Here is a 22,287-nt window from a genome sequence, read left to right as displayed (position 1 = left end):
ATCCGCACAGACTGCGAAGTCACGAGTTCGCGGCGTACGCACGCGCGGCGAACCCGTGATATCATAGATATGATTATCATACTTATCCTCGTTTATGAGGTCTTGCATGCCTGCGTTGTCCAAGAGTAGCGATACGCTGTGCCCGGTCGCGCGGTCTCAGGATGTCATCGGCGACCGCTGGACTGTCTTGGTCTTGCGCGAGCTGTTCATGGGCAACCGAAGGTTCGACGGCCTGTTGGCGCAGTCGCAGGCAACACCGCAGATGCTCTCGTCCCGCCTCAAACGACTTGAAGCAAACGGCATGATCGAGCGCAAGCGTTACATGAAAAAGCCCACTCGCTACGAATACGAGCTCACGGAAATGGGTCGGGCGTTCTACCCGGTCATCCTTGCGCTCCGCGAATGGGGGGAGACATGGCACAAGTCCCCGAACGAGGACGTCGCAGTCCTCTATACGCACCTAACCTGTGGCCACGATGCCGGGATTGGCACAGTCTGCCAAGCCTGTGGTCAACCATTGCGACGGGAAGATCTAAAGGCTGAGTTTAGCCCTTCCTACGCGCAGGAGCGCGCGGCGCGACAGGACGCAGTGAAGACCGCTAAGTCCGCGTGATTCATACGCGCCGCTAGGTCGACGCAATAAGAGAGGACCGCGGGAGAAGCCATAGCTGTGGCAGCTGTAGCGCAGGGGGGCCCTCTCGAGCAACACTGAAAGTCGATGAAACAGGCTCACCTACGCTTTGGGAATTGACATTTCTTCGTCACCATTTATCGCATGCAATAAATTGAGTGATTCAACGCGACAGAACACTTTCCTGGAGTCTGCGCCACGAAAACATACCGGATCATCGCACTGCTCGTCGCATTCCCCGACTCTGCCAAGGGCTCTCCGTTCGTAGCAGCTGTGTGATGAACTAACGCTGTTCAACGGGCGAACGCAGCATTGAAGTTGTTCGACAACGGATCTGACAAGGAAAAGTGACCACTGACGATTGCACATCAACTCAACAGCAAGGACTACAAAGACCTCCGTGTTCAGCTATTGCTGGATTCGGGACAAGTACCGGGATCAGCGTACAGCGCGAGCCGCTCGCACAAACGTACAAGCAGCAGACGGAGACTCCATCGTCGCCCCCCGGGAATCCGCTGGTGCAAGCGATCGTTCAGGCGCTTTCTCAACCGGGACTCGCTCTCCCGTTCGGCCAAACCGGTACGCCTGCATCCGGAGGAGCCCAAGGCATTGGCACCACCTCGCATGCGGGGTCGCTATCCGGAGCAGGTGTTGATGCGACATTTGAGCAGTTTATCGGGCCAGATCCTTCAGGTCGCCCCAGGCCTGCAATACGGCACCGCCTCGCAGCGCAATTCTGGTGATCAGGGGAACGTTGCATCAGCCACGGCTTACTCGAATCCGCTTGCTGCAGGGCTTGAATCGCTCGCACGGGCCGTTGGCGCGGAAAGCAGCCAGACCGGAGAAGCCAGCGGAAGCAGCGATACGGGTTCGACGACTTCAGTGAACGACGTGGTGTCGAAGTTGGAGCAGGATTTCACCACCTTGTTTGGCTCATCGGGCGCAGACAACGGTACATCGCTGCAGACGTTTCTACAAACGTTCGCCAGCAACGTTGCAGAACTGTCGGCCTCCAGATTCGCGGCACTTTTGTGCAGACATCTGCCTGAACCGGGCGATGCAGCATTGCAAGCCGGTTGTGACGACGTCGTAGAGCGGCCGGCGCCACGCATGAGTCATCGCACCATTCCCATCAACCAGGAATCTGCGGCAATACAAACATAAATTGAGACGTACGTCTGCAGATGCACGGACCGATGGCATAGTCGGCGCGCGACGGTCGACTACGCCATGGCGCCCAGACGTCGGCCGTCCCATCGTCGCACCCGCACGGCTGCTCCCAACGTGTCTCTTCGCAGAAGTCCGATTAGCTTCGGACGCTTTTCTCCGAAAGTAGCTCGCCCTTCAGATCGTCGTGCACGAAGAGCCAACGCGCCGGTTGAATGTCCGTAAAGGACGCCGCTGCGATACCGCCGGTAAGCGTTTATTCGCCGTTCTGGACTGACTTGATAAGGTTGTTTCGCAACGTCACGACCGCCGTTTGAACTTTTGCGAAATCGTCGGGCGCGAGGCCCGTCTCGACAAGGTCCATCTTCAGCGCTTTTTCGCGCAGTCGCCGGCCAGTCTTTGTGAGACTGATCCGCACCTGGCGTTCATCACCGGGATCGCGTTGCCTTTCCAGATAGCCCATCGCCTCGAGCTTCTTCAGCATCGGAGTAAGCGTGTTGGATTCGAGAAAGAGCTTCGCGCCCAGACCGCTGACCGTCTGGTTGTCTTCCTCCCACAGCGCAATGATCGCTATGAATTGCGGGTAGGTAAGTCCGAGTTCCTCGAGGATGGGCTTGTACGCCTTGCCAAAAGCCAGGTTCGCGGAGTAGACCGCAAAGCACAGGTAGTCGGAAAGCATCAGGTTTTCGGGTGCCAGTTGATCCCTGGATTTCATGTGTATCCTCCTTGGCAGGAGCCTGACGTATCACAAAATATATATCGCATGCGATTGTATCGCAACATACCATGCGCCGCATCCCTGCCGTAGGGGAGTACAACTCCTCGTTATTTGCTGGGCCGCCTGTCGCACATCCTGGAGGTTGCGCGGCGCCGTCCCGCCCTGCGGCGATTGTCTCCGCTTCCCGAGCACGCCTCATACCGGCATCCGGTACACGGCGCAGAGCTTGTTGCCGTCCGGATCGCGCATATAGGCGAGGTAGAGGCGACCGACCCTGGACTCACGCACGCCGGGCGGCGCCTCAACTGATTCTCCACCGTTGGCAACACCGGCGGCATGCCATCGGTCGACCTGTTCGATCGACTGGCAGTTAAATCCCACGGTCCCACCATTCGCGCTGGTCGCCGGTTGGCCATTGAGCGGCTGGGTGATAAAGAAAAAACCCGTATCTGCGGGGTAGACATAACGCCGACGCAGTTCGTTGTCGTCGTTAAGACCGCCGCCATAGTGGAGAACACTCAGCACGCTATCGTAAAACCGCTTTGCTTTTTCCAGGTCGTTGGTGCCGACCGTTACATGACTGAACATTGCTTGCTTCAATTCCGGTGAATAGGTTATGGACCGCCCGATGCTGTGGCCGGCGCGCAGGAATAACGAAGATGCGCGACGGCTCAGCGATCGGAATGCACGATTTAGTGATGCGACAGGAAGTTATCGCGCGGCGTTGCCGCGACCTGGCTCCCCGCTTGTGATACACCGGAAACTACGCCGCCGTACGAATTCTCGGTGCTGGCTGCGTCCTCCCGTTCCGCGGCGACGGTTCGCAGGCTCTGACCGCTTTGAGATGCCGGCGCGCCGACTGAGGGCTTGTAGAAAGGAGCCGGTCCATAGCCGCTGGCGAACGCGGGTGCGGTGACGGACGCGGAAACTGCGACGAGCAGTGCAACGATTAGCTTGGTCTTCATGATGAGATTCCGTAAAGGTGTTCAGTGGAGGGCACGCGCCCCCGCAAAGAGACACGTGCCCATGCGGATTACGCCGCGACGATGTTCGTGCTGACTTCGATGTTGCCGCGCACAGCCTTCGAGTACGGGCAGATCTGATGGGCCAGGTGCGCGATCTTCTCGACGACTTCTTTTTCCACACCCGGCACGCTGATGTTGAACTCGGCGCCAAGGAACCAAGCGGCACCGGTCTGGCCGATGTTCACCTTGATGTCCACGGAATAGTCAGCCGGCAGCGTGACCTTCTTCGACTGGGCAGCCATTCCGAACACGGTGGTGTAACAGGCCGACCAGGCACCAGCAAACAGCTGCTCGGCGCGCGGGTGCGGCTCCGTGCCGATGTACTCGACGTCTTCGATGAAAGGCGCGGTCAGCTTCAGGTCGTAGGCGCCGAACTCGCCGCGATGGGTGTTGGGATCGCGGTTAACCGTGGCGTGGGAGTTGCCTGCAGCGAGGACTTGTTCGATCTTTTCCATGATGGATTCCTGGGTATATAAAGGTAATAAAACTAATTAAATCTTGTCCGATGTGATCGTGTGCGATCTATTTGTCACGCAGCGACGACGTTCAGGCCGACTTCGATGTTGCCGTGAACGGCCTTCGAGTACGGGCAGATTTCGTGGGCGCGCTTCGCGATTGCCTCGATAACTTCGGTTGCCAGACCCGGTGCACGGATGGTGAACTCGGCGCCAAGACAGAATCCGTTACCGACCGTTCCGATACTGACCTTGATGTCCACGGAATAGTCGGTCGGCAGCGTGACCTTCTTCAGCGAAGCAGCAATTTCGAACGCGCTGATGTAGCAAGCCGACCAGGCACCAGAAAACAGCTGTTCGGCGCGCGGGTGCAGCTCGGTGGCAATGAAGTTGCGGCCTTCGCTGTTAAGAGCCGAAAGCTTGAGGTCGAGCACGCCGTGCTCACCACGCTGGACATCGGGGTCATGGTTGACCGTGGCGTGGGAGTTGCCTGAGAAGAGGACTTGATCGATCTTGGTCATGATGGGTTCCTGTGTAAGTAAGGGGGCAAGCTATTAGATCGCATGCGCTGGAATCGCTTGCGTCGAATAATGGAGAAAGACACGGCCGATGTCAATCGCAAACTTTTTAATCGAATTCACTTGTTCGATAGCCTGAGTACCGATCTCACTGTTGGCCAGTAGGGTGACGCCGGTCTTTCAATGTGTAAGCAAGCAACCACCGCGTGGCCGACCTGGGGCCGGCGAATGATGTGCATTGCGGCGCCTGTCAAGAGTAGGTGTGCACACGTCTAACCGGTGCCCCTGTCAGGCGGCGACGGCGCGCAGCACGTTACGACTGAGGCAACCACTGTTACGGGGATGCCAGGACGATTGCGCCGCCTATCCGGCACGTTCCCGATGAGGTGAACTGCATTGCCACGGCACTTGCCGGCTCCGCAGGAAATCGTCCGGGAAACTCACGCCGCACTTGACAATATGATTTTCATAGTTATATCCTTCGCCATCGTCGTCTGCGGTGCGTGAAAGGTCACAAATCGTCCGACGAAAGCAAGCCGGCGCCGGGTGCGCGCCGTGATTAGCTGCTGCGCGGGAAGTCACGGCGCAACGTTTCGGTAAGCGAATGCAGCCTTGTTTCCAACAGATCCCACGCGCACGGCGAGCCGACGCGCATGCGATTCAACATGCGAAAGGAATGACTATGAAGATCGAAGATGCTGTCGTTTTTGTAACGGGCGCGAACCGCGGGCTTGGCCTCGAGTTCGCAAAACAGGCGCTAGAAAGAGGCGCGTGGAAGGTATATGCAGCTGCACGCGATCCGGGCAGCGTGACGTTACCGGGAGTCATTCCCGTCAAGCTCGACGTGACCGATCCGGCAGCCGTAGCCGCGGCCGCGGACGCAGCGCGAGATGTCACTTTACTCATCAACAACGCGGGTATCGCGCGACTCGGGAGCCTGACCGACGACAGCGCAATCGAGGCGCTGCGCGATCACTTCGAGACCAATGTGGTCGGGATGCTCGCGACGTCGCGAGCGTTTGCAGGGAACCTTGCCGCCAACGGCGGTGGCGCAATTCTGAACGTGCTATCAGTCGCGAGCTGGGTGAACCGGCCAATTCTTTCTGCCTACGGCGTGTCGAAGTCGGCCGCGTGGGCGTTGACTAACGGCCTGCGCCAGTCGCTGCGGGAACAGCGCACGCAGGTTGTCGGGCTGCATGCTGGCTTTATCGATACGGATCTGGTGCGCGGACTGGAAGTTCCGAAAGCAACCCCGGCCGACGTCGTGCGCCAGGCGTACGAAGCTATCGAGGCCGGCGCGGAGGAAGTGTCGACAGACACCATCAGTCGGCAAATAAAGGCCGGGCTGTCTGAGGGCATCTACTTGAAAGACGCGGCGCAACGCTAACGCCGAAACGGTCCCGTGGCGTGACGCCCGGGACCCTCACGTCTGGGTTTCGTCGATGCGCGTCAACACCTTTCGTGAATAGATGCTGGCAGGAAAGTCGGACCTTTTTCAGCTCGCGCATCGCGCTGGTTTCATCGTCGCGGACGATATGTCGGTCAGGAAAAGCAAACTGTCATGCCGACTCTTTTTGATCCTCTCCAGGTTGGCGACCTCACGTTGCCTAATCGCATCATCATGGCCCGGCTAACCCGCGAGCCCGCTGGTGATGAATGCGTGCTTAACTCACTGATGGCTAAGTATTACGCTGAGCGCGCGTCTGCCGGACTGATCGTCATGGAAGTCACGTCCGTCACGCCGCAAGGTGTCGGCTACGCCGGGACGCCGGGCATCTGGTCGCAGGAAGAGGTCCCACGGTGGAAGCTCGTTACCGAAGCCGTCCACGCCGCTGGCGGCAGGATGTTTCTGCAACTTTGGCATGTCTGTCGGGATCCAATCTTCCTGAACGGTGATCTGGCGGTTGCGCCAAGCGCAATCGCACCACGTGCGGGCGCCAGGAATGCCAAGGCCGCGGGTTTGATAGCATCGAAGTGCACAGAGCGAACGGCTGTCTGCTCGACCAGTTCCTGCAGGACGCACAACCCATCGTACGGACGCGTATGGCGGTTCAATCGAAAATCGCGCCCGCCTCCTTCTCGAAGTAACCGACGCCTGCATCGACGTATGGGGCGGTAACCGTGTTGGCGTGTACCTCGCGCCGCGAGGCGACGTGGGTATGATGGGTGATTCCGACCCAGCGGCTGCATTCGGCTAAGGTCGGTCACGAGCTCGGCAAGCGCAGGATCGCGTTCATCGCCGCCCGGGAATTGCTCGGCGAGAACCCTCTTGGTCCAAAACTGAAAGCCGCAGTCGGCGGACCGTACATGGCGAACGAGAAGTTAATGCGGGCATCGGCTCAGCAGGCGCTCGAAGCGGATGCCATCGCGTGGGGCAGCTCTTTATAGCTAAGCCCACCCGCCGCGTCGCTTCAATCTCGACGCTTTGTTGAACCCGCCCAATCCAAACACTTACTACGCCGAAGCGGAAACCCGTTACACGGACTACCCGGCGCTGCAAATGTCCAATTCATCGCTCGGCGTTGACACTGGAGCTACTCGTCTGCTCCGTCATGAGGTAGAAGTCGCCCTATCCAAACCGCGTCATTTTGAGATCGTTGCTACGGCGACAGATAGACGATCACGGTCGCTGCTTTTGCGGCCGCTGGTGCTTAGGTTCGCTAAGATTATATGGTTCGACCCGTGACCAATTGACCCACTGACAAGTTCACGCGGCATGTGAAACGGGGCCGTCCGCGAGGCCTCTCCAAGAGGGCCACGCTTTCACCAGCTTCGCACAAATCGCATGCGATTAGATAGCATGGTGTTGACATTGGCGACTCTTTGTCGCATCCTCACACGCACGCGACTACATCGCATACGAACTATAAACCCGGCCCGGAATGACTGGGCCATGTACCGAGGAGATCTTGTCGTGAATGTCATGCTCATCCACACAACGAATACCAAATTGCGAGTCACTCGCGCCGTCAAATCCGCTGTCACTGCTTTCGCGTTGACGCTTGGCCTTGGTGCACATGCGCAAGACGCAACGTCACCACCGGCTCAGACAAATGCTGCGGTGCTGACGTCACCCAAAACTGCAAAGGCCGCAAACCGCGCGCTCGCGAAGAAGGTTCGTCATGTGCTCTCGCGCACCAAGGGATTGAGTCCCGCGAATATCTACGTCAACGCCGTCGACGGCATGGTCACGTTAACCGGCAGTTGCATCAGCGACGATCAGATCACCCTTGCTGGCAATGCGGCCGGGAAAGTAGAGGGCGTGAGCTCTATGAACAACCGGCTTGGCATCAGAACGCCTCGGTAATTGCTTTGCCACTGTCATGTCAGGCAGTTTGCATTCCGCCTGACGATCATGAGTGAAGCAGAACTTCGATTGGATGCCAGCCAGGCATCCATTGACTATGAAAAAGGAATGAAATGACGACGGAAACCGAAACTGCCATTTTGTCTGGTGGGTGCTTCTGGGGAATGGAAGCGCTATTGCGTCGCTTTCCCGGCGTAATCTCAACGCGCGTAGGCTACACCGGTGGCTCCACGCCTAACGCCACCTACCTCGATCATGGCACACACGCAGAAGCCGTTGAGGTGGTATTCGACAAGCGAACGATAAGTTATCGCCAGCTCCTGGCGTTCTTCTTCCAGATACATGATTCGACGACTGTTGACCGACAAGGCAATGATATCGGACCTAGTTACCGGTCAGCAATCTTCTACCTCAGCGAAGAGCAAAAAGCGGTAGCCGGTGACACGGTGGCCGAAATCGATGCGTCCGACCTCTGGCCTGGTAGGGTTGTCACCGAGATTGCGCCAGCGCGGGAATTCTGGGAAGCCGAGCCGGAGCATCAAGGATATCTGGAACGCAATCCCGACGGATACACCTGCCATTTCGTTCGGCAGGAATGGAAGGTAGATAGGTGAGCCGAGCCGTGAGCCGAGCCGGACCGCCAACATGGCTGCAAATGCTTACGTATCGGGTTGCAAGATCCACGCGCCACAAGGCATCCAACTCGCCAAGACGTTGCTGATATTACTCGAGACTACAACGACTAGCTTTGATTCCAATGGTGCCACGATCCCGGTTGCCGTATGAACTCCATCAGACTCCGCGGAGTTCGGCGGAACGAGAGTGTCCCGAATTGCTCCACTTCAACAAGCTCGACAGAGCCAGCCGTCCTGTCGCCTGGCGCTACGTCGTGTTTTATCTGCTCCACAGCAGCCTGGAGGCGCATGCAGGTAGCAGTCGTTCGTGATCCCGAGTTTTCCACGTCACCATACGAGAGTCTCATTGGATTCCTACGTTTTTCCAGATGATGCAGACGAGATCTAAAGACCACCCGTTCGTGGCATCCGTAAAGCTTTCTGAATCGCTCTGTTTCGCGATCTACTCAGCAAACCTTGCCTTCGTCAAAGCCTATCGTCCGATCCTCGACGAACTGGGGCTCACCTATCCGCAATACGTCACAATCATTGCGCTCTGGGAGCGTTCACCTCAGGCCGTCGGCGAGCTAGGAGCGAAGCTGCTTTTAAAGAACAACGCGCTAACGCCAATATTAGAACGGCTGCAACTCATGGGCTATCTGGATAGACAGCGCGATCCAAAGAATAAACGTCGCGTATTGATCAGCCTCACAGAAAACGGTCGGCAGCTTCGCGAGAAAGCACTGAGCGCCGATCCCGCCAGGAAGACGGGGCTGGGGCTTGGCGAGGTTCTGCATATACAGGAGGTCATTTCGAAGCTGCGGACCACCCTTGAGCGCCCTCGACAACTGACGTCAGGCATGAGGGACTGAATCTCTTCGCGCTTTCCACATATGTCGCGTCAGACTAAACACGGCGCGGCTGATAACTGCTCAATATCAGCAAAAGCCAGTCCACGGCAGGCACACTCAGATCTAGTCACCATTCGAACAGGAGATTGCCAGTAATGTTCAGTCACATTGCGGTAGGTACGAACGACCTCGAAAAGGCCAAGCGATTTTACGATGCCGTACTGGGCGCACTCGGCTATGACGAAGGTATCAACGACGACAACGTCCACCGTCGTCGCTACGTGTATCGCAACCACACGGGAATGTTCATCATTACCGAGCCGCTCGATCGGCGACCGGCCACGTACGCCAACGGCGGAACGGTCGGCTTCGAGTGCTCGTCGGCCGCGCAGGTGGATCTCTGGCACGCGGCTGGTCTTGCTAACCACGGTACGTCGATTGAAGCGCCTCCGGGTGTGCGCGAAGCACCTGGTGGCCAGCTGCATCTCGCTTACCTACGCGATCCGGATGGCAACAAAATATGCGGGTTGTACCGCATTCCAAGTTAGCGCCGCTTCCTGAGCCAGTCGCCACGGGCCGGGATCAGCTCAAACTCTCTTCCGAGGGCCACGCAGACTTCGGGCCGCGCGTCGTCGAAAGTTTGCGCTCAACCAGCGCTGGACGACACATGACGCGCCGAGTTCGCCCGTTAGCTGAGCGCACCCCGACTGATGGACAAGTAAGAGCGAGAACTGATGTTGTCCCTCGCGCCAAAGGTGATATCGTTCTGAGGGAAAATGATCCGTGTCGGCTACACTGCTTCCAGAGAAAAGCGCGTCAGAGTGAGCTGATCAAATTACCTCGCAACGTCACGATCGCCTTCTGCAATTTCTGGAATTCGTCCGGGCTGAGTCCAGTCGCATCAGTAAGGTCTGCAATTTTCAGACCCTTCTCGCGCAACCGCCGGCCGCTTTTCGTCAAGCTGACGCGAACTTGGCGCTCATCCGCGGGATCACGCTTGCGCTCGACGTAGCCCATCACTTCGAGCTTCTTCAGCAGTGGTGTAAGCGTGTTCGACTCCAGGAACAACTTTTCTCCCAACCCGCTCACTGTCTGGTTGTCTTGCTCCCAGAGCGCTATGATCGCAATGAACTGAGGATACGTGAGGCCAAGTACATCGAGGACGGGCTTGTAAGCCTTGCCGAACGCCAGATTCGTGGAGTACACAGCAAAGCAAAGATAGTCCGCAAGCGGCACGGGCGCCGATTCTGGCAGTTCAGTAGGTTTCATGAATATCCTCTTCGAACGATGGTCGATGACTCGCTATTGCAATATATCGCTTGCGATTATATCGCAACATGGCCTGAAGATTTGATTCGCCTCTCACGGAAGTCGCATGGCTACCATCACGCTGCAGCAAGAGTATCCACGCGAAAATAGAATCGCTGCCTAACGTGTGCGAAGGAAGGAGCGGCCACGAAAGCCGAATGTGCGATGAGCACTGCTGTGAACCGGATCTCGATGATCGAATGGGATGGGTTTAATGACGTCCCAGGCTGGTCCCGGAAAAGCGGATCGGGTAAGCGAAACGTCGGCTTGGATGTTGCCGGGCACGCGCACGCGAACGACCGATGGACCCCGAAGAACGATCGTCAAGATGCCGTGCCATAGATGACCGAAACGGGTGCATCCGCCATCCACCGTTCTCCCCGGGATGCCTCGCATTCGGGCGAGGAGCGCTAGTGCCTGATCGGGTGTTAGAGTTTGTCGGCGCCGCCATGTACGCTCGAAGCGCTCGACGACCAGCTTTGGGCATCGCCGTCTATGCGATGGGCAACGGCGTCAAGAATAGACACCGTAGTCGATGCGCGTCAGGAACGACTTGACGAGTTCGGTGCCTTCGGAGGTTCGAAGCAGGTCCAGCGGCTTTCGGCCATCGATCCCGAGAGCCGGCGTGACAAGCCAACGCTCGGCTGCATCTTTCGAACCAAAGACGTCGATTGCGTGCTCGGTCACGACTACGAGCCGGATGAGCCGGTCACTCGCGTTACTGTCGAGCGCCAGGGCAGAACGCTTGCCACGCTGCAGCGTTCCCTCGCTCACCCCGATGGTCTGGAGCACCTCGTTCCGACTGACGATCTCATAAGTGGCCGTGACGTCGCGCGCGAGAGCGACCGGAAGCCCCGTGACCACGAGGTCGTGTGTCTGCATTGAGGTTATGTCCGCGAGCTTCGAGATGGCATCATCGATCGGTTCTTCGGGCCGCAGGGCGGCATGCGCTGCCGCAATCCTCAACTTGATCGCGTTCAGCAGGCCAGCGAACGGGCTGAGTGGCGCCTTCGCCTCTCGGGTTTGGCTCATTTCAGACTCCGACTCCCCCACGTGTCAATAACCATACGCCAGATGCCACGCACCCGCCAGATCGCGCTTTGAGGCATCACGTGCTCCGGCCGTCGCCTTGGCCGTCGCTCGACCCATTAACAGATTGTAGTGCCTCAGGGCCAGTTATCTTCGGGACCGTGCCCAGAATGGCTCGCTGGTCGCCCCCTCGTCAATCAGGTGTGCCGCGTCAACCTCAATAGCCTGTGCCAGTGTAGGTCCCGGCAGGCGTCAACGAGTGACTGTCCGGCTCCTTAGGCACGGCCTGATCACGTTTGACGGTTGCATGCTCGCCGGCAAAACGGAACTGATGCGCAAGATCGCGCGTCGGCTGAGCATGGGTTCGATTTTTCGATGATTTCGTCGAGCGTCACGTACTTCTCATTTCATTTGAAAACGAAGAGCGAATTACAGAAGTCAGGGCAATCGTAAAGTACCGCAATCGCCAGCATGGAATCGGTCAAGAAGCCGTGTGCCAACTTTATATCGGAGATGACCACCTCAACTGCGTTGCGGCACTCCGTAAGCAAATGCGGTGACTAGCGCAGTTTGCATGGTCTCAGCATCATTGGCGGCTTTGTTGAGCGCAGGTATGAGCCGGAACCTGAGTTGCTCGAGCTGGGCATGCGATTCCTTCGTTTAGTGTAGGAGGACTCTGAAGCGAACTGCCATGTTTTTGGCTTCGATCTCGTTGCCCGAGTGTAACTGAGGACATGCTGACACCGTTAGGTTGATGACACCGCATTACGCCTGAACTCGCGAGGCGAGCGGTATTTCAGGCTTTATGCGGGTGGCGCTCATTGTAGTGTTCGAACGCGATAGCCAGACGCGAGACCGGTGCGTCAGGCTTGTCCATATAGGCGACATAATTGTGCTTCATGGTCTTCACAAACGATTCGGCCATGCCATTGCTCTGTGGCGAACGGACCGGCGTGGTCAGCGGCTCAAGACCCAATTCGCGAGCGAAGCTGCGCGTGCGGTGGTTGTTGTCCGTCAGCCATTGGATGGGCTGCGCGGCCTGCGTGGCGCCGAAGCGCTCATCGACGGCGGCCAGCATCACGTCGCGCACCACATCGCCGCTATGCCCGTCGGTCGTCGCTGCCCAGCTAATCGCTTCACGGTCGCAGCAGTCCAGCGCAAACGTCACGCGCAGGCGCAGCAGCAACTGATGCTCACGCATGACCGGATACACGCGCTTGGCGTTGATGCATGGCGCATAGGTCTGCTCCCGACTGCGGCGCAGCAGCGCCCAGACACGCCGGTAGCCGTAGGTCGGCAGATGCGCCACATGGGCCTGAACTTCCCCGACCGGCCCGGCATTATTGGTCACGCGGGCACGGCGAGCATCGCGCCAGTCAGACGAGCGAGCTCGCTTCACCGCCACGGCAGAGCGCGCCACGCCGAGAACTTCGCAGACCGTCTTCATCAGTCGTCCCACGGCAGCAAGGGCGAGCGCGCAATCAGGTTTTTTTGAACAGCCCCATTCCACGGCTTCTTTCGGGATTTCGACCTCCAGCGTCTTCTTGCCGAGTAGCCGTTGCAGTTTCTTGATTTCCTTGATGGCGGCGGCCGGCTCAGATACCGGCACAACGGTCTCGCCTGCCTTCACCGCCGCCAGACTGCCTTCCTGGTATTGCTTGCGCCAGCCGAACACCTAATTGGCATTGACGCCGTGCCGACATACAATGGCCGATACCGACGCTCCCTGGCTCCAATGTTTCCTGCACGATGGCGTTTTTTCTTGCGCCGTGCGCCGACGACGTCGCTCCGGCTCGGTCAGAATTTCGAAGCTCTCCAGGTAACGACTCGGCTTACCGATAGACACAAGACTATCCCTTATTTTAAGAGAGTCCTCGTGTCCTCAGATACGTGGGACTGCTCCAACCGGCGTCATGCTGGTCGGCTGGCCGTCTAAGCAGGTCTCGTTGTCTGATTTCGGAGGCATTTGTTGAACGAAAAAGCAATACTTTGAGCTAATCTTCACCCTAAGAATTCGTCGCGCGTGCTGCAAGTCGGTTGTCTCCGCAGGGCGAAAGGTGTGTTCATAATGATGTTGATTTGCGAAAGTTGCGCGTTGCATCAATGAATTCTTCACAGCAACGCTCGGTGTTGGGACAGATGTATCAGTCGAACTGCAGCGGGTACAAGAGACGGCACGAATCTTCGCCCGCACAGGAAACTTACGCTGCGCTCTTAGAGCGGTTAACAAAATGTTTCTTCAGCCTTCGCCAGCAGATGATGAAGCAGGCTATTTTCATGAAGGCTTCGTGAAAAGATGCGAGGCGTTCGTAGCGGATGCGCAGTCGCCGGAAGTTGTGTAGCCATGAAATGGATCGTTCCACAACCCAACGCGTTTTGGCAAGGTTGCTGCCGTGAGGCTCGCCACGGCGTGCGATTTCAGTGCGTTTAGCCAGTGGAGGTATTTGTCGTAATCGTACCCCTGTCGGCCCGGACGTCCGGAGGTTTCGATAGTGGTCGGCCACACTTGCGTCCAATGGACGGGATGGCGTCGACCAATGCATGTAACTGGGTGACGTCACTGCGATTCGCGCCGGTCAGGATCACCGCGAGCGGGATGCCATGCGCTTTGGTAATGAGGTGGTGTTTTGGACGGTGTCGCGCGGTCGGTGGGACTGGGTCCCGCTCTTGACCTGCGCCCACGGCACGGATTGACGAGGAGTCGACGATGGCCCGACACCGGTCGATTTGGTCCGCTGCACGTAGCGGCGCAAGCCGAATTTCGTGCAATCGGTCCCACACGCCAGCTGCCTGCCAGTCACGACTCATGCCGCTGCCGCAGCCCATCTCGCGTGGCGGTAGGCCCCAACGCAGACACGTCTGCAGGATGAAAAAAATGCCCGCGAGCACCGTTCAATCGTCGAGCGGATTGCGCCCCGAATAACGAGTTCGCCGTGGTTTGGCGGGCCGCAGCAAAGGTTCGATGAGCGTCCGAAGTTCGTCGCCGAGTATGGGTTTGGCCATGTTCTTGTCGTCGCCAAAACAACGATCGGATTAACAGGGCTTGTCGAAAGGAAACAGCCCCCTGATTCATTTTGTTAAGGCCTGTTAGCGCGCGGCAGCAGCTTTCGGCGATCTGCGCGGCTTCGGCCTCTTGACGTGACCGCTCGCAAAAAGGTGCGAATATGGATTCGGATTCCTCCCCATCGGACGCGCCCAGTAGGAATACCGACTACGTCCCCCGAGGATCCATGGTGTACGGCTTGGCGCGTGACGTTTCAGTTTGCCAGCGGCTGCTTTCGTTTGCCGCACAGCGTGGCATCGAGATTCCCGAAAAGCATCTCAACGCGGTCGGTCTTGCAGTCGACGCGCGATCCAAAAATCATTGGCATCCGGAAGATATTGCACCTTTTTACGCGGCGTATGCCGCAATCGCAAATGCGGTTTCGCCAGTAACAAGAGAGACGCTCAACCGTCGAGCGCCGGCAATTGCGCAAAGGTCGATGTGGTTCTACGGCTGCATCACAGCTTTTGTTTCCCTCCTTGTTATCGCACTTTCATGTCTAATGCTCATTTTTAACCAATTCGCTGCTGATATCGACAAACACGTCGAGTCGAACGACAAGCTTGCGCTCTCGATTCACGACGAAACCCAAGCCTTCATTTTGCAGGTCTGGGACTCGCGTGAGGACGTCCATGACAATGAGCACGCGAGCGACCATCTCGTGGATTCGCAAACGGCGCGCGAACTGAAGGAGAATATCCAGAAGTTCGCCATCAGCTTGCGCCAGCTTTATTCGGACATCGAAGGCCTTAATTCGGTCATGAACTTCCTTGGCCAATTCAAGTTCGATAAGAGCACAGAGATCTGGCAACGTGACGAGTACATGGGCAACTGCTACACGAAGGACGTCGGCATGGTGGGGCCCGTCACGCATCACGATACGAACTTCTGGATGTGCACGGCGGATGGTAGGCGAGCCAACCTTGAGATTAAACTACCGCTGCTGCACGTGGGCACTATGGAAGTGCCGGACGAGCAGCCGAGTCATGCCGAGGATTCGAAACGCGACGCCCGACCTGCACCACGGCCGCCTGTGGATCAGGTGCAGGAAGGATTTCAAAAAATCGCCGTTTACCAGGATATCCGAGAAATCGCGCTGAGACTGAAGGCAGAGGCGAATAACTTCGGTGGATCGATCGTCGGATTTGTACTTCCGGTGCTATACGCCGCGCTCGGCGCGTGCGCAGCTGTCTTACGGCGCATCTGGTTGGAATTGGCTACCTCTACTTATCACGTGCGGAAGTCGGCGGTTGTGAACCGCGCGCAGATCGCGACGGCGATTATTATAGGCATCACGATCGGACTTTTCACCAGTTTTCTGGAGGGTAGCAAAACGCTACCACCGCTGGCATTGGCATTCGTCGCAGGCTATGGCGTCGACAAGTTCTTCGAGTTCATCGAGCGTATCATGGGCGCAATCATGCCGTCGGAGAGGCCACCGGCGTCGCCAGAAACCGAGTCAGGAAAAAGCAAATAAGTGAAACTCGCGTAACTAGCGTTGCAGGTGTAATTTGCGATGGTCCGCTCGCCCAAACAATCTGGGCTATCTCTCGGGCTGACCAGCTTTGCGGAGACGCACCAATAGTCTGTGGGAGTTCTGGGCACAAAGAATTGCAGCGGTAACAACCTAGTCGGCGGAGTTCGAGAAGTCGTTCAATCGGCAGGCAATGCATACGTTTGCGCGGTGGAACGAATATGGACGAACCGGAGACCGAAGTCTCGACTTAATCGACGTTCTGTAATACACCTCTGCCTATAAATATAGTTTGCTTGTTCGTGCGGGTACCCAACGCTGTCCTACTCTTTTGTATAGGCAAGATTGAGGCAATTTGTAAGAGGTTAGCTAATCAACAAAGATGCGCCGTTCGCATCACCCGCCGGCAGCAAGCGCCCGAAGTGAACAAGATATGACCCGAATGCGTTAGCGCCATGGGCTGGAGTGATCGCATGAACGACGCAGCGAAGATTTGCTCCGAACAAGAGATCAGGATCCTGCTTGTAAGCCTCGTGCGACTCTTGCGCGAAGGACTCGCCACCATCCTGGCGCAGCATCCCGCCTTCCATGACGTCTGCGCTGTCGCGGACGCCGATGCCGCGCTCGCCGCGCTCGGCCGCTTCCATCCGACGCTCGTGCTGCTCGACATCGCTGGCGAGGACGGGCTCGTCGCGGGACGCCGTATCGCCAGCGCCGCGCCGTCGCTGCATATCCTTGGCTTCGCTGCACGCGCGCGCGAGCACGACGTCCTCGCCTACGCGCGCTCCGGCGTGAGCGGCTTCGTCTCGTGCGATGCGTCCAACGAAGATCTCGTCGATGCGATCGGCCGTGCGGCGCGCGGCGAACTGTTGTGCCCGCCCAAGGTCGCGGGCATCCTGTTTCGCCATCTCGCCACACAAACGCGCATCGCCGACGCGCATCCGCGCCACGCACCGCTCACGGACCGCGAACGGCAGATCGTGCATTGCATCGACCAGGGCTATTCGAATAAGGAAATCGCCCGCCATCTGGGCATCGAGCTCTCCACCGTCAAGAATCACGTGCACAGCATTCTCGACAAGCTGCAGGTCGCGCGCCGAGGCGAAGCCGCCGCACGCATGCGTGTGGCCGATCATGCTCAGGTCATGTTCCCTTCGCAGGATTCATAGCGCATGGATCTTTCGATCCATGGACTTCCCGCGACGCCCCTTCCGCGTGTCCTCTCCCAGTTACGCATCGCCGTAAGGCCTGTCGCCCGACGCGCGAGGATCCGGTTCCCGGTCGTCCCGATCTGCGCCGTGAGATTCATTTGCATGCCGCCCGATCCAGTTCAGCATGAACTCAAACCGGGACCGGAGTGGTCGCAGTGCCTACGCGCTTACTGACCGTGAACCTGCCGCGACTGCTCAGCGATCTCGTCGTCGGGCTGGTGGCGGATGAAGACGATCTCATGGTGGTCGGGGATGTGGCTGCCGGGCTAGCGCTGACGGCGCTCGAAGCAATCGCACCCGAGGTCGTCGTCGTATGCATGGACAAGACCGAGCGTGCGCACACGGCGCTCGCGCAATTGCGCGAGCGCCGTCCGCCGGTGCGGATCGTCGAACTCCACGACGTGGGGCGCACGGCGATCATCCATGTGCCGGGCGCGCTGCCGCGCATGGTCGCCGACGTATCGCCCGGGGCCCTGCTGCGCATGCTGCGCGGTCCCGGCAACTAGCTCGTGACTCGTGAGGAGGCTCACATGCCCGTCGCACTTACCTATCCCGGCGTCTATGTCGAAGAAATTCCGAGCGGGGTGCACACAATCACGGGAGTGAGCACGTCCGTCACGGCGTTCATCGGCTACACCGCGAAAGGCCGGCTCAATGAGCCCGCGCACATCTTCAGCTTCGCCGAGTATGTCGGTCTGTTCGGAGACCTTGCGATCGACAGCCCGGTGAGCTTTGCGGTTTGGGACTTCTTTCAGAACGGCGGCAACGAGGCCTGGGTCGTGCGCGTCGCGGCGGGCGCCAAGGCCGCCTCGGTGACGCTCCTCGACAAGAACAAGAGTCCGGCGCTGCTGGTGACGGCGCTGTCCGAGGGCGCGCTGGGCAACCTGCTGCAGATCGACATTGACTATGACTCGAAGAAAGCTCCCGGCAGTCTGTTCAACATGACCGTCACGCAGTACGTGACAAAGAACGGCAGGCTCACGCCCGATACCAGCGAGCCCTATCTGAATCTCACGCTCAACGATCAGAGCCCAGGCTTCGCGGAGCTGGTCGTCAATCACACGTCGAACCTGATTCGCGTGCAGCGCCTCACGCCCAGCACTGGCGCCGCCACCAGCACGAGCGCCCCGCCCGATCCGGCATTGGTCGGCAACCCCGCGCTGACGACCAGCTACCGCGTCGGCTACATGCTCGACGGCGCGGGCGCGCAGGACGCCGTCGTCGCGCTGCCGACGGCACCCGCCGGGGCCACCGTCAAGGACACGCTCACCGCGGTCGGCACGGACATCATGAACGCGATCAACGCGCAATCGCCGCCCGGTGTCAGCTTCGCGCTCGTGAACGGCGACACGCAGATGCAGTTCACGGCGGTCACGGATGCGAGCCACCTGGCCCAGAACGCTTCGATCGTTTTCGTGCCCGCCTCTGATCAGGATGTCACGGACTTGCTGAAGCTGGGCGTCGATCAGGGCGGAGTGGAAGTCGACGGCTCCGCCGAGGGCCGTCCCATGCAGACCGGCACCGTCAATGTTCCGGTAACGCTCGCCTTTCCCACTCCGGCAGACGGCCAGCTCGACTTCACGCTGGAGTCGGCCGCGACGGGTAAGTCAGTGGCGTCCGGCCCGCTGTATGTCTGGGGCGTCAACACGACCGTCGCGCCGCCCGGGAACCTCGACGAGCTGATCGCGCAGATCAACGCGGCCTTCACGGCGGCGAGCAGCGCGCAGGCCGCATACGTGGGTGCATACGCGCAGCGCATCGGCAAAAGCGTGCGCATCGTGCCCGGGCCGACGGACCCGAACCTGTCGTTTTCGTTCACCGGCGCGCTCGCCACGGCACTCGGCATCGACGGCGCGGCCAACAGCGGCCGCAACATCGCGCGCTATGCACCCGGCCTCGGCCGGACAGCGTTCTACCAGAAGCAAGGCGCGCAGGGCAAGGACGGCACCGAGCCGCAGGAGATCGATCTGACCGGCAACGCGCTGAAGAAAACCGGGCTCTATGCGCTCGAAAAAGTGGACCTTTTCAATCTGCTCGTGATTCCGGAGGCCAGCACCAAAAACGGCAAGATCGGCCTGCTCATCAAGGCGATCGACTATTGCCAGCGCCGGCGCGCGTTCATGATCATCGACGCACCGGAAGCCGTGAGCACCTTCGCGCAGGCACAGACATGGGTTAATAGCGGCGACTTCGCCGCGCTGCGCAGCCGCAATTGCGCGATCTATTTCCCGCGCTACACGGCGCCTCATCCGCTCAAGCAGAACATCGTCCAGCCCTTCGCGGCGGCCGGCGCGCTCGCCGGAATCTATGCGACCACCGACGCCAATCGCGGCGTATGGAAGGCGCCCGCGGGCATCCAGGCAGTGCTGAGCGGCGCGACCGGTCTCACCTGCGTCCTGACCAACGACGAAAACGGCGCGCTCAATCCGATCGGGCTCAACTGTCTGCGCGCCTTTCCTGTGATCGGCACGGTCGCGTGGGGCGCGCGCACCGGACGCGGCGCCGACACCCTGACCGACGAGTACAAATACATTCCGGTGCGCCGTCTCGCGCTTTATCTGGAGGAAAGCCTGTTTCGCGGCACGCAATGGGTCGTGTTCGAACCCAACGACGAACCGTTGTGGGCGCAGATCAGGCTGAATCTCGGCGCGTACATGCACACGCTGTTCGCGCAGGGCGCGTTTCAGGGCACGACGCCGCGCGAGGCCTATTTCGTCAAGTGCGACAAGGAAACCACAACGCAGAACGACATCGATCTCGGCGTGGTGAACATTGTGGTGGGTTTCGCGCCGCTCAAGCCTGCCGAATTCGTGGTGATCAAGATCCAGCAGATCGCCGGCGCGCTCCAGGTCTGATTGTCCGGCCTGCTCGCGGCCGTCTCGTACACGAACATCAGAGGTGAAGACACGTCATGGCCAGCATAAAGTTTCCCGCCAACCCCAAGCGCTTCGATCCCTACAAGAACTTCAAATTCCGGGTCAAGATCGACGGAGAATATGTCGCGGGCGTCAGCAAGGTGACCGCCCTGAAGCGCACGACAGAGGTAATCGAACACCGCGACGGCGGCGATCCCAGCTCACCGCACAGGTCGCCCGGACGCACCAAGTACGAGGCGATCACCATGGAACGCGGCATGTCGCAGGACAGGAAGTTTCATCGGTGGGCGCTCAGCGTCTGGAACTACACGCAAAAGGGTCCGGACGGCGGATCCGTCGGCTCGGAGGTCTCGCTGCAGAATTTCCGCCGCGATCTCCTGATCGAGATCTATAACGAGGCCGGCCAGAAGGTCCTCGCCTACAAGGTCTATCGAGCCTGGGTCAGCGAATTCTCCCATACCGATCTCGACGCGAACGCCAATGCGATCTGGATCGAGTCCATCAAGATCGAGAACGAAGGCTGGGAACTCGATCCGGATGTCACTGAGCCGCCCGACACGCTGCTCACCGACCTGGTGTGAGACCGACATGCCGGCGCACATTCCCGACCCGACTCCCGCGCTGCCCGCGCGCCTGCCGCACGGTCTCTGGCGCGATGGCGCGCCGCTGCGCGAGCTGCACTTGCGCGCCGCGAGCGAGCGGGATCACGCGTTTCTGCTCGACACGCTCGACGCGGGCATGACGCCGGGCGCGCGGGGCACAGCCCTGCTCGAGCGTTGTCTGGAAAACGCGCCCCCCGGCGCGGCGCAGGCGCTCGGCGCGGGCGACCGCGAAGCGCTGCTGCTCCAATTGCGCATGCAGAGCCACGGCGATGCGCTCAACTGCGTGCTGCGCTGCCCGTCGCGCGAATGCGACGAAGCGCTGGAGCTCGCGCTGCGCGTGAGCGATCTGCTGCTGCCGGCCTATGCCGACGCCGCGCCCGAACATACGCTCGGGCTCACCCACGGGGACGCGCACTACGAGCTGCGCTTCCGTCTGCCCAACGCGGGCGATCTCGACCACACGGCGGCGCTCGCCCTCGACGACGGCCCCGGCGCCGGTCTCGCGCTGCTGGCGCGCTGCGTCCTCTGGGCACGCGTCGACGGCGCGCAGGTCGAGGTGCGCGCGCTCCCGGTCGCCGTGTGCGACGCCGTCGCGGAGGCCATCGCCGGGCTCGATCCGCAGGCCGGCATCGAATTCGACATGACCTGCCCCGCGTGCGGACGCGCGTTCGTCGCGGAACTCGACGCCGCGTCGCTGCTGCTGGAGGAACTCGACGCGCGCGCGCGGCAGTCGCTGCGCGAGGTGCATCTGCTCGCATCGCAATACGGCTGGAGTGAGTGCGAGATTCTGTCGATGTCGGCGCGGCGGCGCGCGCGCTATGTCGAACTGATCCTCGCGATGCAACGTGCCGGGGCCGGCTCATGAGCAACTTTCTGGTCCGGCTCGCGCGCCGCAGCGCGGGCGTCGCGCCGGTCCTGCATCCGCACTGGCAGGCGTTCGTGATGCCGCTGCATCAGCCGGTGGCCGAAACGCTGATGGCGGGCGACCCAGCCGCACCGACGCTCTCCGATGCGCCCGTGCGCGACGCGCCGATACCGGTGCCGCCGGTATCGCGGATATCGCCGGAATCCGGGGTGGCGGCGCGCATGCCCACCACGGCGGCTTCCGTGACCGCGCCCGCGCCGGCGGCTCCGTTCGTGCAACGAAGCATTTTCGCGAACGTCGCGCCGTCAGCCGTCGCGAGCGGCGGGGCCCACGCCATATTGGCCGCGCCCATCGCCGCCGCTTGGTCGCCGCCGCGCCCGGCCGCCTCAATGCCGGACGACGCCGCGCCACCGCACCAGCCGCACCCCGCCCCGCTCCCCGCGACGCGTATCGGCGAGATTCACACCGAGCGCGTCGTCGAGGTACATGAGCAGGCGGCTTTTACGCGCGACATGTCGCCTGCCATTGCCGCGCCGGCCACGATCCGGCCAGCGCTCGCCGCGCCGGTCGATAGCTTCGTCGCGCCCTATTCC

The 22,287-nt window shown here is 59.9% G+C and carries 20 protein-coding genes and 4 pseudogenes; 15 read left to right on the top strand and 9 right to left on the bottom strand.

All coding sequences use genetic code 11. The annotated features are described in order from the left end of the window. Positions 1 to 106 precede the first annotated feature (106 nt). Complete coding sequence (locus AB3X89_RS29675; RefSeq protein ID WP_368586460.1) at positions 107 to 613, top strand: winged helix-turn-helix transcriptional regulator; 507 nt, start codon at positions 107 to 109, stop codon at positions 611 to 613. A 627-nt stretch (positions 614 to 1,240) separates the two neighbouring features. After that, the gene (locus AB3X89_RS29670) at positions 1,241 to 1,795 is read left to right on the top strand and encodes a hypothetical protein (protein ID WP_368586459.1); all 555 of its coding nucleotides are present in this window, start codon (positions 1,241 to 1,243) and stop codon (positions 1,793 to 1,795) included. 259 nt (positions 1,796 to 2,054) lie between these two features. On the opposite strand, the gene AB3X89_RS29665 is transcribed toward AB3X89_RS29670, so the two are convergent. The 5 genes from AB3X89_RS29665 to AB3X89_RS29645 form a co-directional block, all read right to left on the bottom strand. Continuing rightward, the gene (locus tag AB3X89_RS29665; RefSeq protein ID WP_176107863.1) at positions 2,055 to 2,513 is read right to left on the bottom strand and encodes a MarR family winged helix-turn-helix transcriptional regulator; all 459 of its coding nucleotides are present in this window, start codon (positions 2,511 to 2,513) and stop codon (positions 2,055 to 2,057) included. A 198-nt stretch (positions 2,514 to 2,711) separates the two neighbouring features. Beyond that, a complete protein-coding gene (locus AB3X89_RS29660) occupies positions 2,712 to 3,104 on the bottom strand; it encodes a VOC family protein (protein ID WP_176379883.1) in 393 nt (130 codons plus the stop codon). A 104-nt stretch (positions 3,105 to 3,208) separates the two neighbouring features. After that, entirely contained in the window at positions 3,209 to 3,481 is a 273-nt protein-coding gene (locus tag AB3X89_RS29655; RefSeq protein ID WP_176107861.1) for a hypothetical protein, read from the bottom strand. Between the two features lie 68 nt (positions 3,482 to 3,549). Next, positions 3,550 to 3,996 (bottom strand): Ohr family peroxiredoxin, encoded by a 447-nt coding sequence (locus AB3X89_RS29650; RefSeq protein WP_176107860.1) that lies wholly within the window; start codon positions 3,994 to 3,996, stop codon positions 3,550 to 3,552. A 74-nt stretch (positions 3,997 to 4,070) separates the two neighbouring features. Next, positions 4,071 to 4,517 (bottom strand): Ohr family peroxiredoxin, encoded by a 447-nt coding sequence (locus tag AB3X89_RS29645; protein WP_176107859.1) that lies wholly within the window; start codon positions 4,515 to 4,517, stop codon positions 4,071 to 4,073. A gap of 679 nt (positions 4,518 to 5,196) precedes the next feature. On the opposite strand from AB3X89_RS29645, the gene AB3X89_RS29640 reads away from it, so the two are divergent. The 6 genes and pseudogenes from AB3X89_RS29640 (at position 5,197) to AB3X89_RS29615 (ending at position 9,834) form a co-directional block, all read left to right on the top strand. Next, positions 5,197 to 5,901: an SDR family oxidoreductase gene (locus AB3X89_RS29640; RefSeq protein WP_368586458.1), complete on the top strand. Its 705-nt coding sequence runs from the start codon at positions 5,197 to 5,199 to the stop codon at positions 5,899 to 5,901. 174 nt (positions 5,902 to 6,075) lie between these two features. Continuing rightward, a pseudogene (locus AB3X89_RS29635) lies at positions 6,076 to 7,014 on the top strand (alkene reductase); the annotation flags it as partial. 423 nt (positions 7,015 to 7,437) lie between these two features. Beyond that, positions 7,438 to 7,821 carry a BON domain-containing protein gene (locus AB3X89_RS29630; protein ID WP_368586494.1) on the top strand — a complete coding sequence of 128 codons (384 nt, stop codon included), beginning with the start codon at positions 7,438 to 7,440 and terminating at the stop codon, positions 7,819 to 7,821. Positions 7,822 to 7,934: 113 nt separating this feature from the next. Further along, positions 7,935 to 8,435, top strand: coding sequence for a peptide-methionine (S)-S-oxide reductase MsrA (gene msrA, locus AB3X89_RS29625; RefSeq protein WP_368586457.1), 501 nt, complete (start codon positions 7,935 to 7,937; stop codon positions 8,433 to 8,435). Between the two features lie 389 nt (positions 8,436 to 8,824). Further along, entirely contained in the window at positions 8,825 to 9,307 is a 483-nt protein-coding gene (locus AB3X89_RS29620; RefSeq protein WP_368586456.1) for a MarR family winged helix-turn-helix transcriptional regulator, read from the top strand. 134 nt (positions 9,308 to 9,441) lie between these two features. Next, positions 9,442 to 9,834 carry a VOC family protein gene (locus tag AB3X89_RS29615; RefSeq protein WP_368586455.1) on the top strand — a complete coding sequence of 131 codons (393 nt, stop codon included), beginning with the start codon at positions 9,442 to 9,444 and terminating at the stop codon, positions 9,832 to 9,834. Positions 9,835 to 10,102: 268 nt separating this feature from the next. Here the strand turns inward: AB3X89_RS29615 and AB3X89_RS29610 are convergent, their stop codons facing one another. The 4 genes and pseudogenes from AB3X89_RS29610 to AB3X89_RS29595 all read right to left on the bottom strand — a co-directional run bounded on the left by AB3X89_RS29610 (position 10,103) and on the right by AB3X89_RS29595 (position 14,626). Continuing rightward, positions 10,103 to 10,555: a MarR family winged helix-turn-helix transcriptional regulator gene (locus tag AB3X89_RS29610; protein WP_176379888.1), complete on the bottom strand. Its 453-nt coding sequence runs from the start codon at positions 10,553 to 10,555 to the stop codon at positions 10,103 to 10,105. A gap of 552 nt (positions 10,556 to 11,107) precedes the next feature. Then, positions 11,108 to 11,626 carry an antitoxin Xre/MbcA/ParS toxin-binding domain-containing protein gene (locus AB3X89_RS29605; RefSeq protein ID WP_368586454.1) on the bottom strand — a complete coding sequence of 173 codons (519 nt, stop codon included), beginning with the start codon at positions 11,624 to 11,626 and terminating at the stop codon, positions 11,108 to 11,110. A 743-nt stretch (positions 11,627 to 12,369) separates the two neighbouring features. Beyond that, positions 12,370 to 13,469, bottom strand: a pseudogene (locus tag AB3X89_RS29600) (integrase core domain-containing protein). Positions 13,470 to 13,824: 355 nt separating this feature from the next. Beyond that, positions 13,825 to 14,626: pseudogene (locus AB3X89_RS29595) on the bottom strand (IS5 family transposase). 227 nt (positions 14,627 to 14,853) lie between these two features. Between AB3X89_RS29595 and AB3X89_RS29590 the strand changes: the two are divergent. The 7 genes and pseudogenes from AB3X89_RS29590 to AB3X89_RS29560 form a co-directional block, all read left to right on the top strand. Further along, positions 14,854 to 16,143, top strand: a complete 1,290-nt coding sequence (locus AB3X89_RS29590; protein ID WP_368586453.1) for a hypothetical protein — start codon at positions 14,854 to 14,856, stop codon at positions 16,141 to 16,143. 470 nt (positions 16,144 to 16,613) lie between these two features. Continuing rightward, entirely contained in the window at positions 16,614 to 17,309 is a 696-nt protein-coding gene (locus AB3X89_RS29585; protein ID WP_368586452.1) for a LuxR C-terminal-related transcriptional regulator, read from the top strand. 197 nt (positions 17,310 to 17,506) lie between these two features. Beyond that, positions 17,507 to 17,857 carry a hypothetical protein gene (locus AB3X89_RS29580; protein WP_368586451.1) on the top strand — a complete coding sequence of 117 codons (351 nt, stop codon included), beginning with the start codon at positions 17,507 to 17,509 and terminating at the stop codon, positions 17,855 to 17,857. A 24-nt stretch (positions 17,858 to 17,881) separates the two neighbouring features. Next, complete coding sequence (locus tag AB3X89_RS29575; RefSeq protein WP_368586450.1) at positions 17,882 to 20,206, top strand: phage tail sheath family protein; 2,325 nt, start codon at positions 17,882 to 17,884, stop codon at positions 20,204 to 20,206. A 56-nt stretch (positions 20,207 to 20,262) separates the two neighbouring features. Continuing rightward, the gene (locus AB3X89_RS29570) at positions 20,263 to 20,808 is read left to right on the top strand and encodes a phage tail protein (RefSeq protein WP_368586449.1); all 546 of its coding nucleotides are present in this window, start codon (positions 20,263 to 20,265) and stop codon (positions 20,806 to 20,808) included. A 7-nt stretch (positions 20,809 to 20,815) separates the two neighbouring features. Then, entirely contained in the window at positions 20,816 to 21,694 is an 879-nt protein-coding gene (locus tag AB3X89_RS29565) for a hypothetical protein (RefSeq protein WP_368586448.1), read from the top strand. After that, positions 21,691 to 22,287: pseudogene (locus AB3X89_RS29560) on the top strand (hypothetical protein); the annotation flags it as partial. The gene AB3X89_RS29565 and the pseudogene AB3X89_RS29560, both read left to right, overlap by 4 nt.

Source organism: Paraburkholderia sp. BR14320, assembly GCF_040948665.1.
Lineage (GTDB): Bacteria > Pseudomonadota > Gammaproteobacteria > Burkholderiales > Burkholderiaceae > Paraburkholderia > Paraburkholderia youngii.
This window is presented reverse-complemented; position numbering and strand designations above follow the sequence as displayed.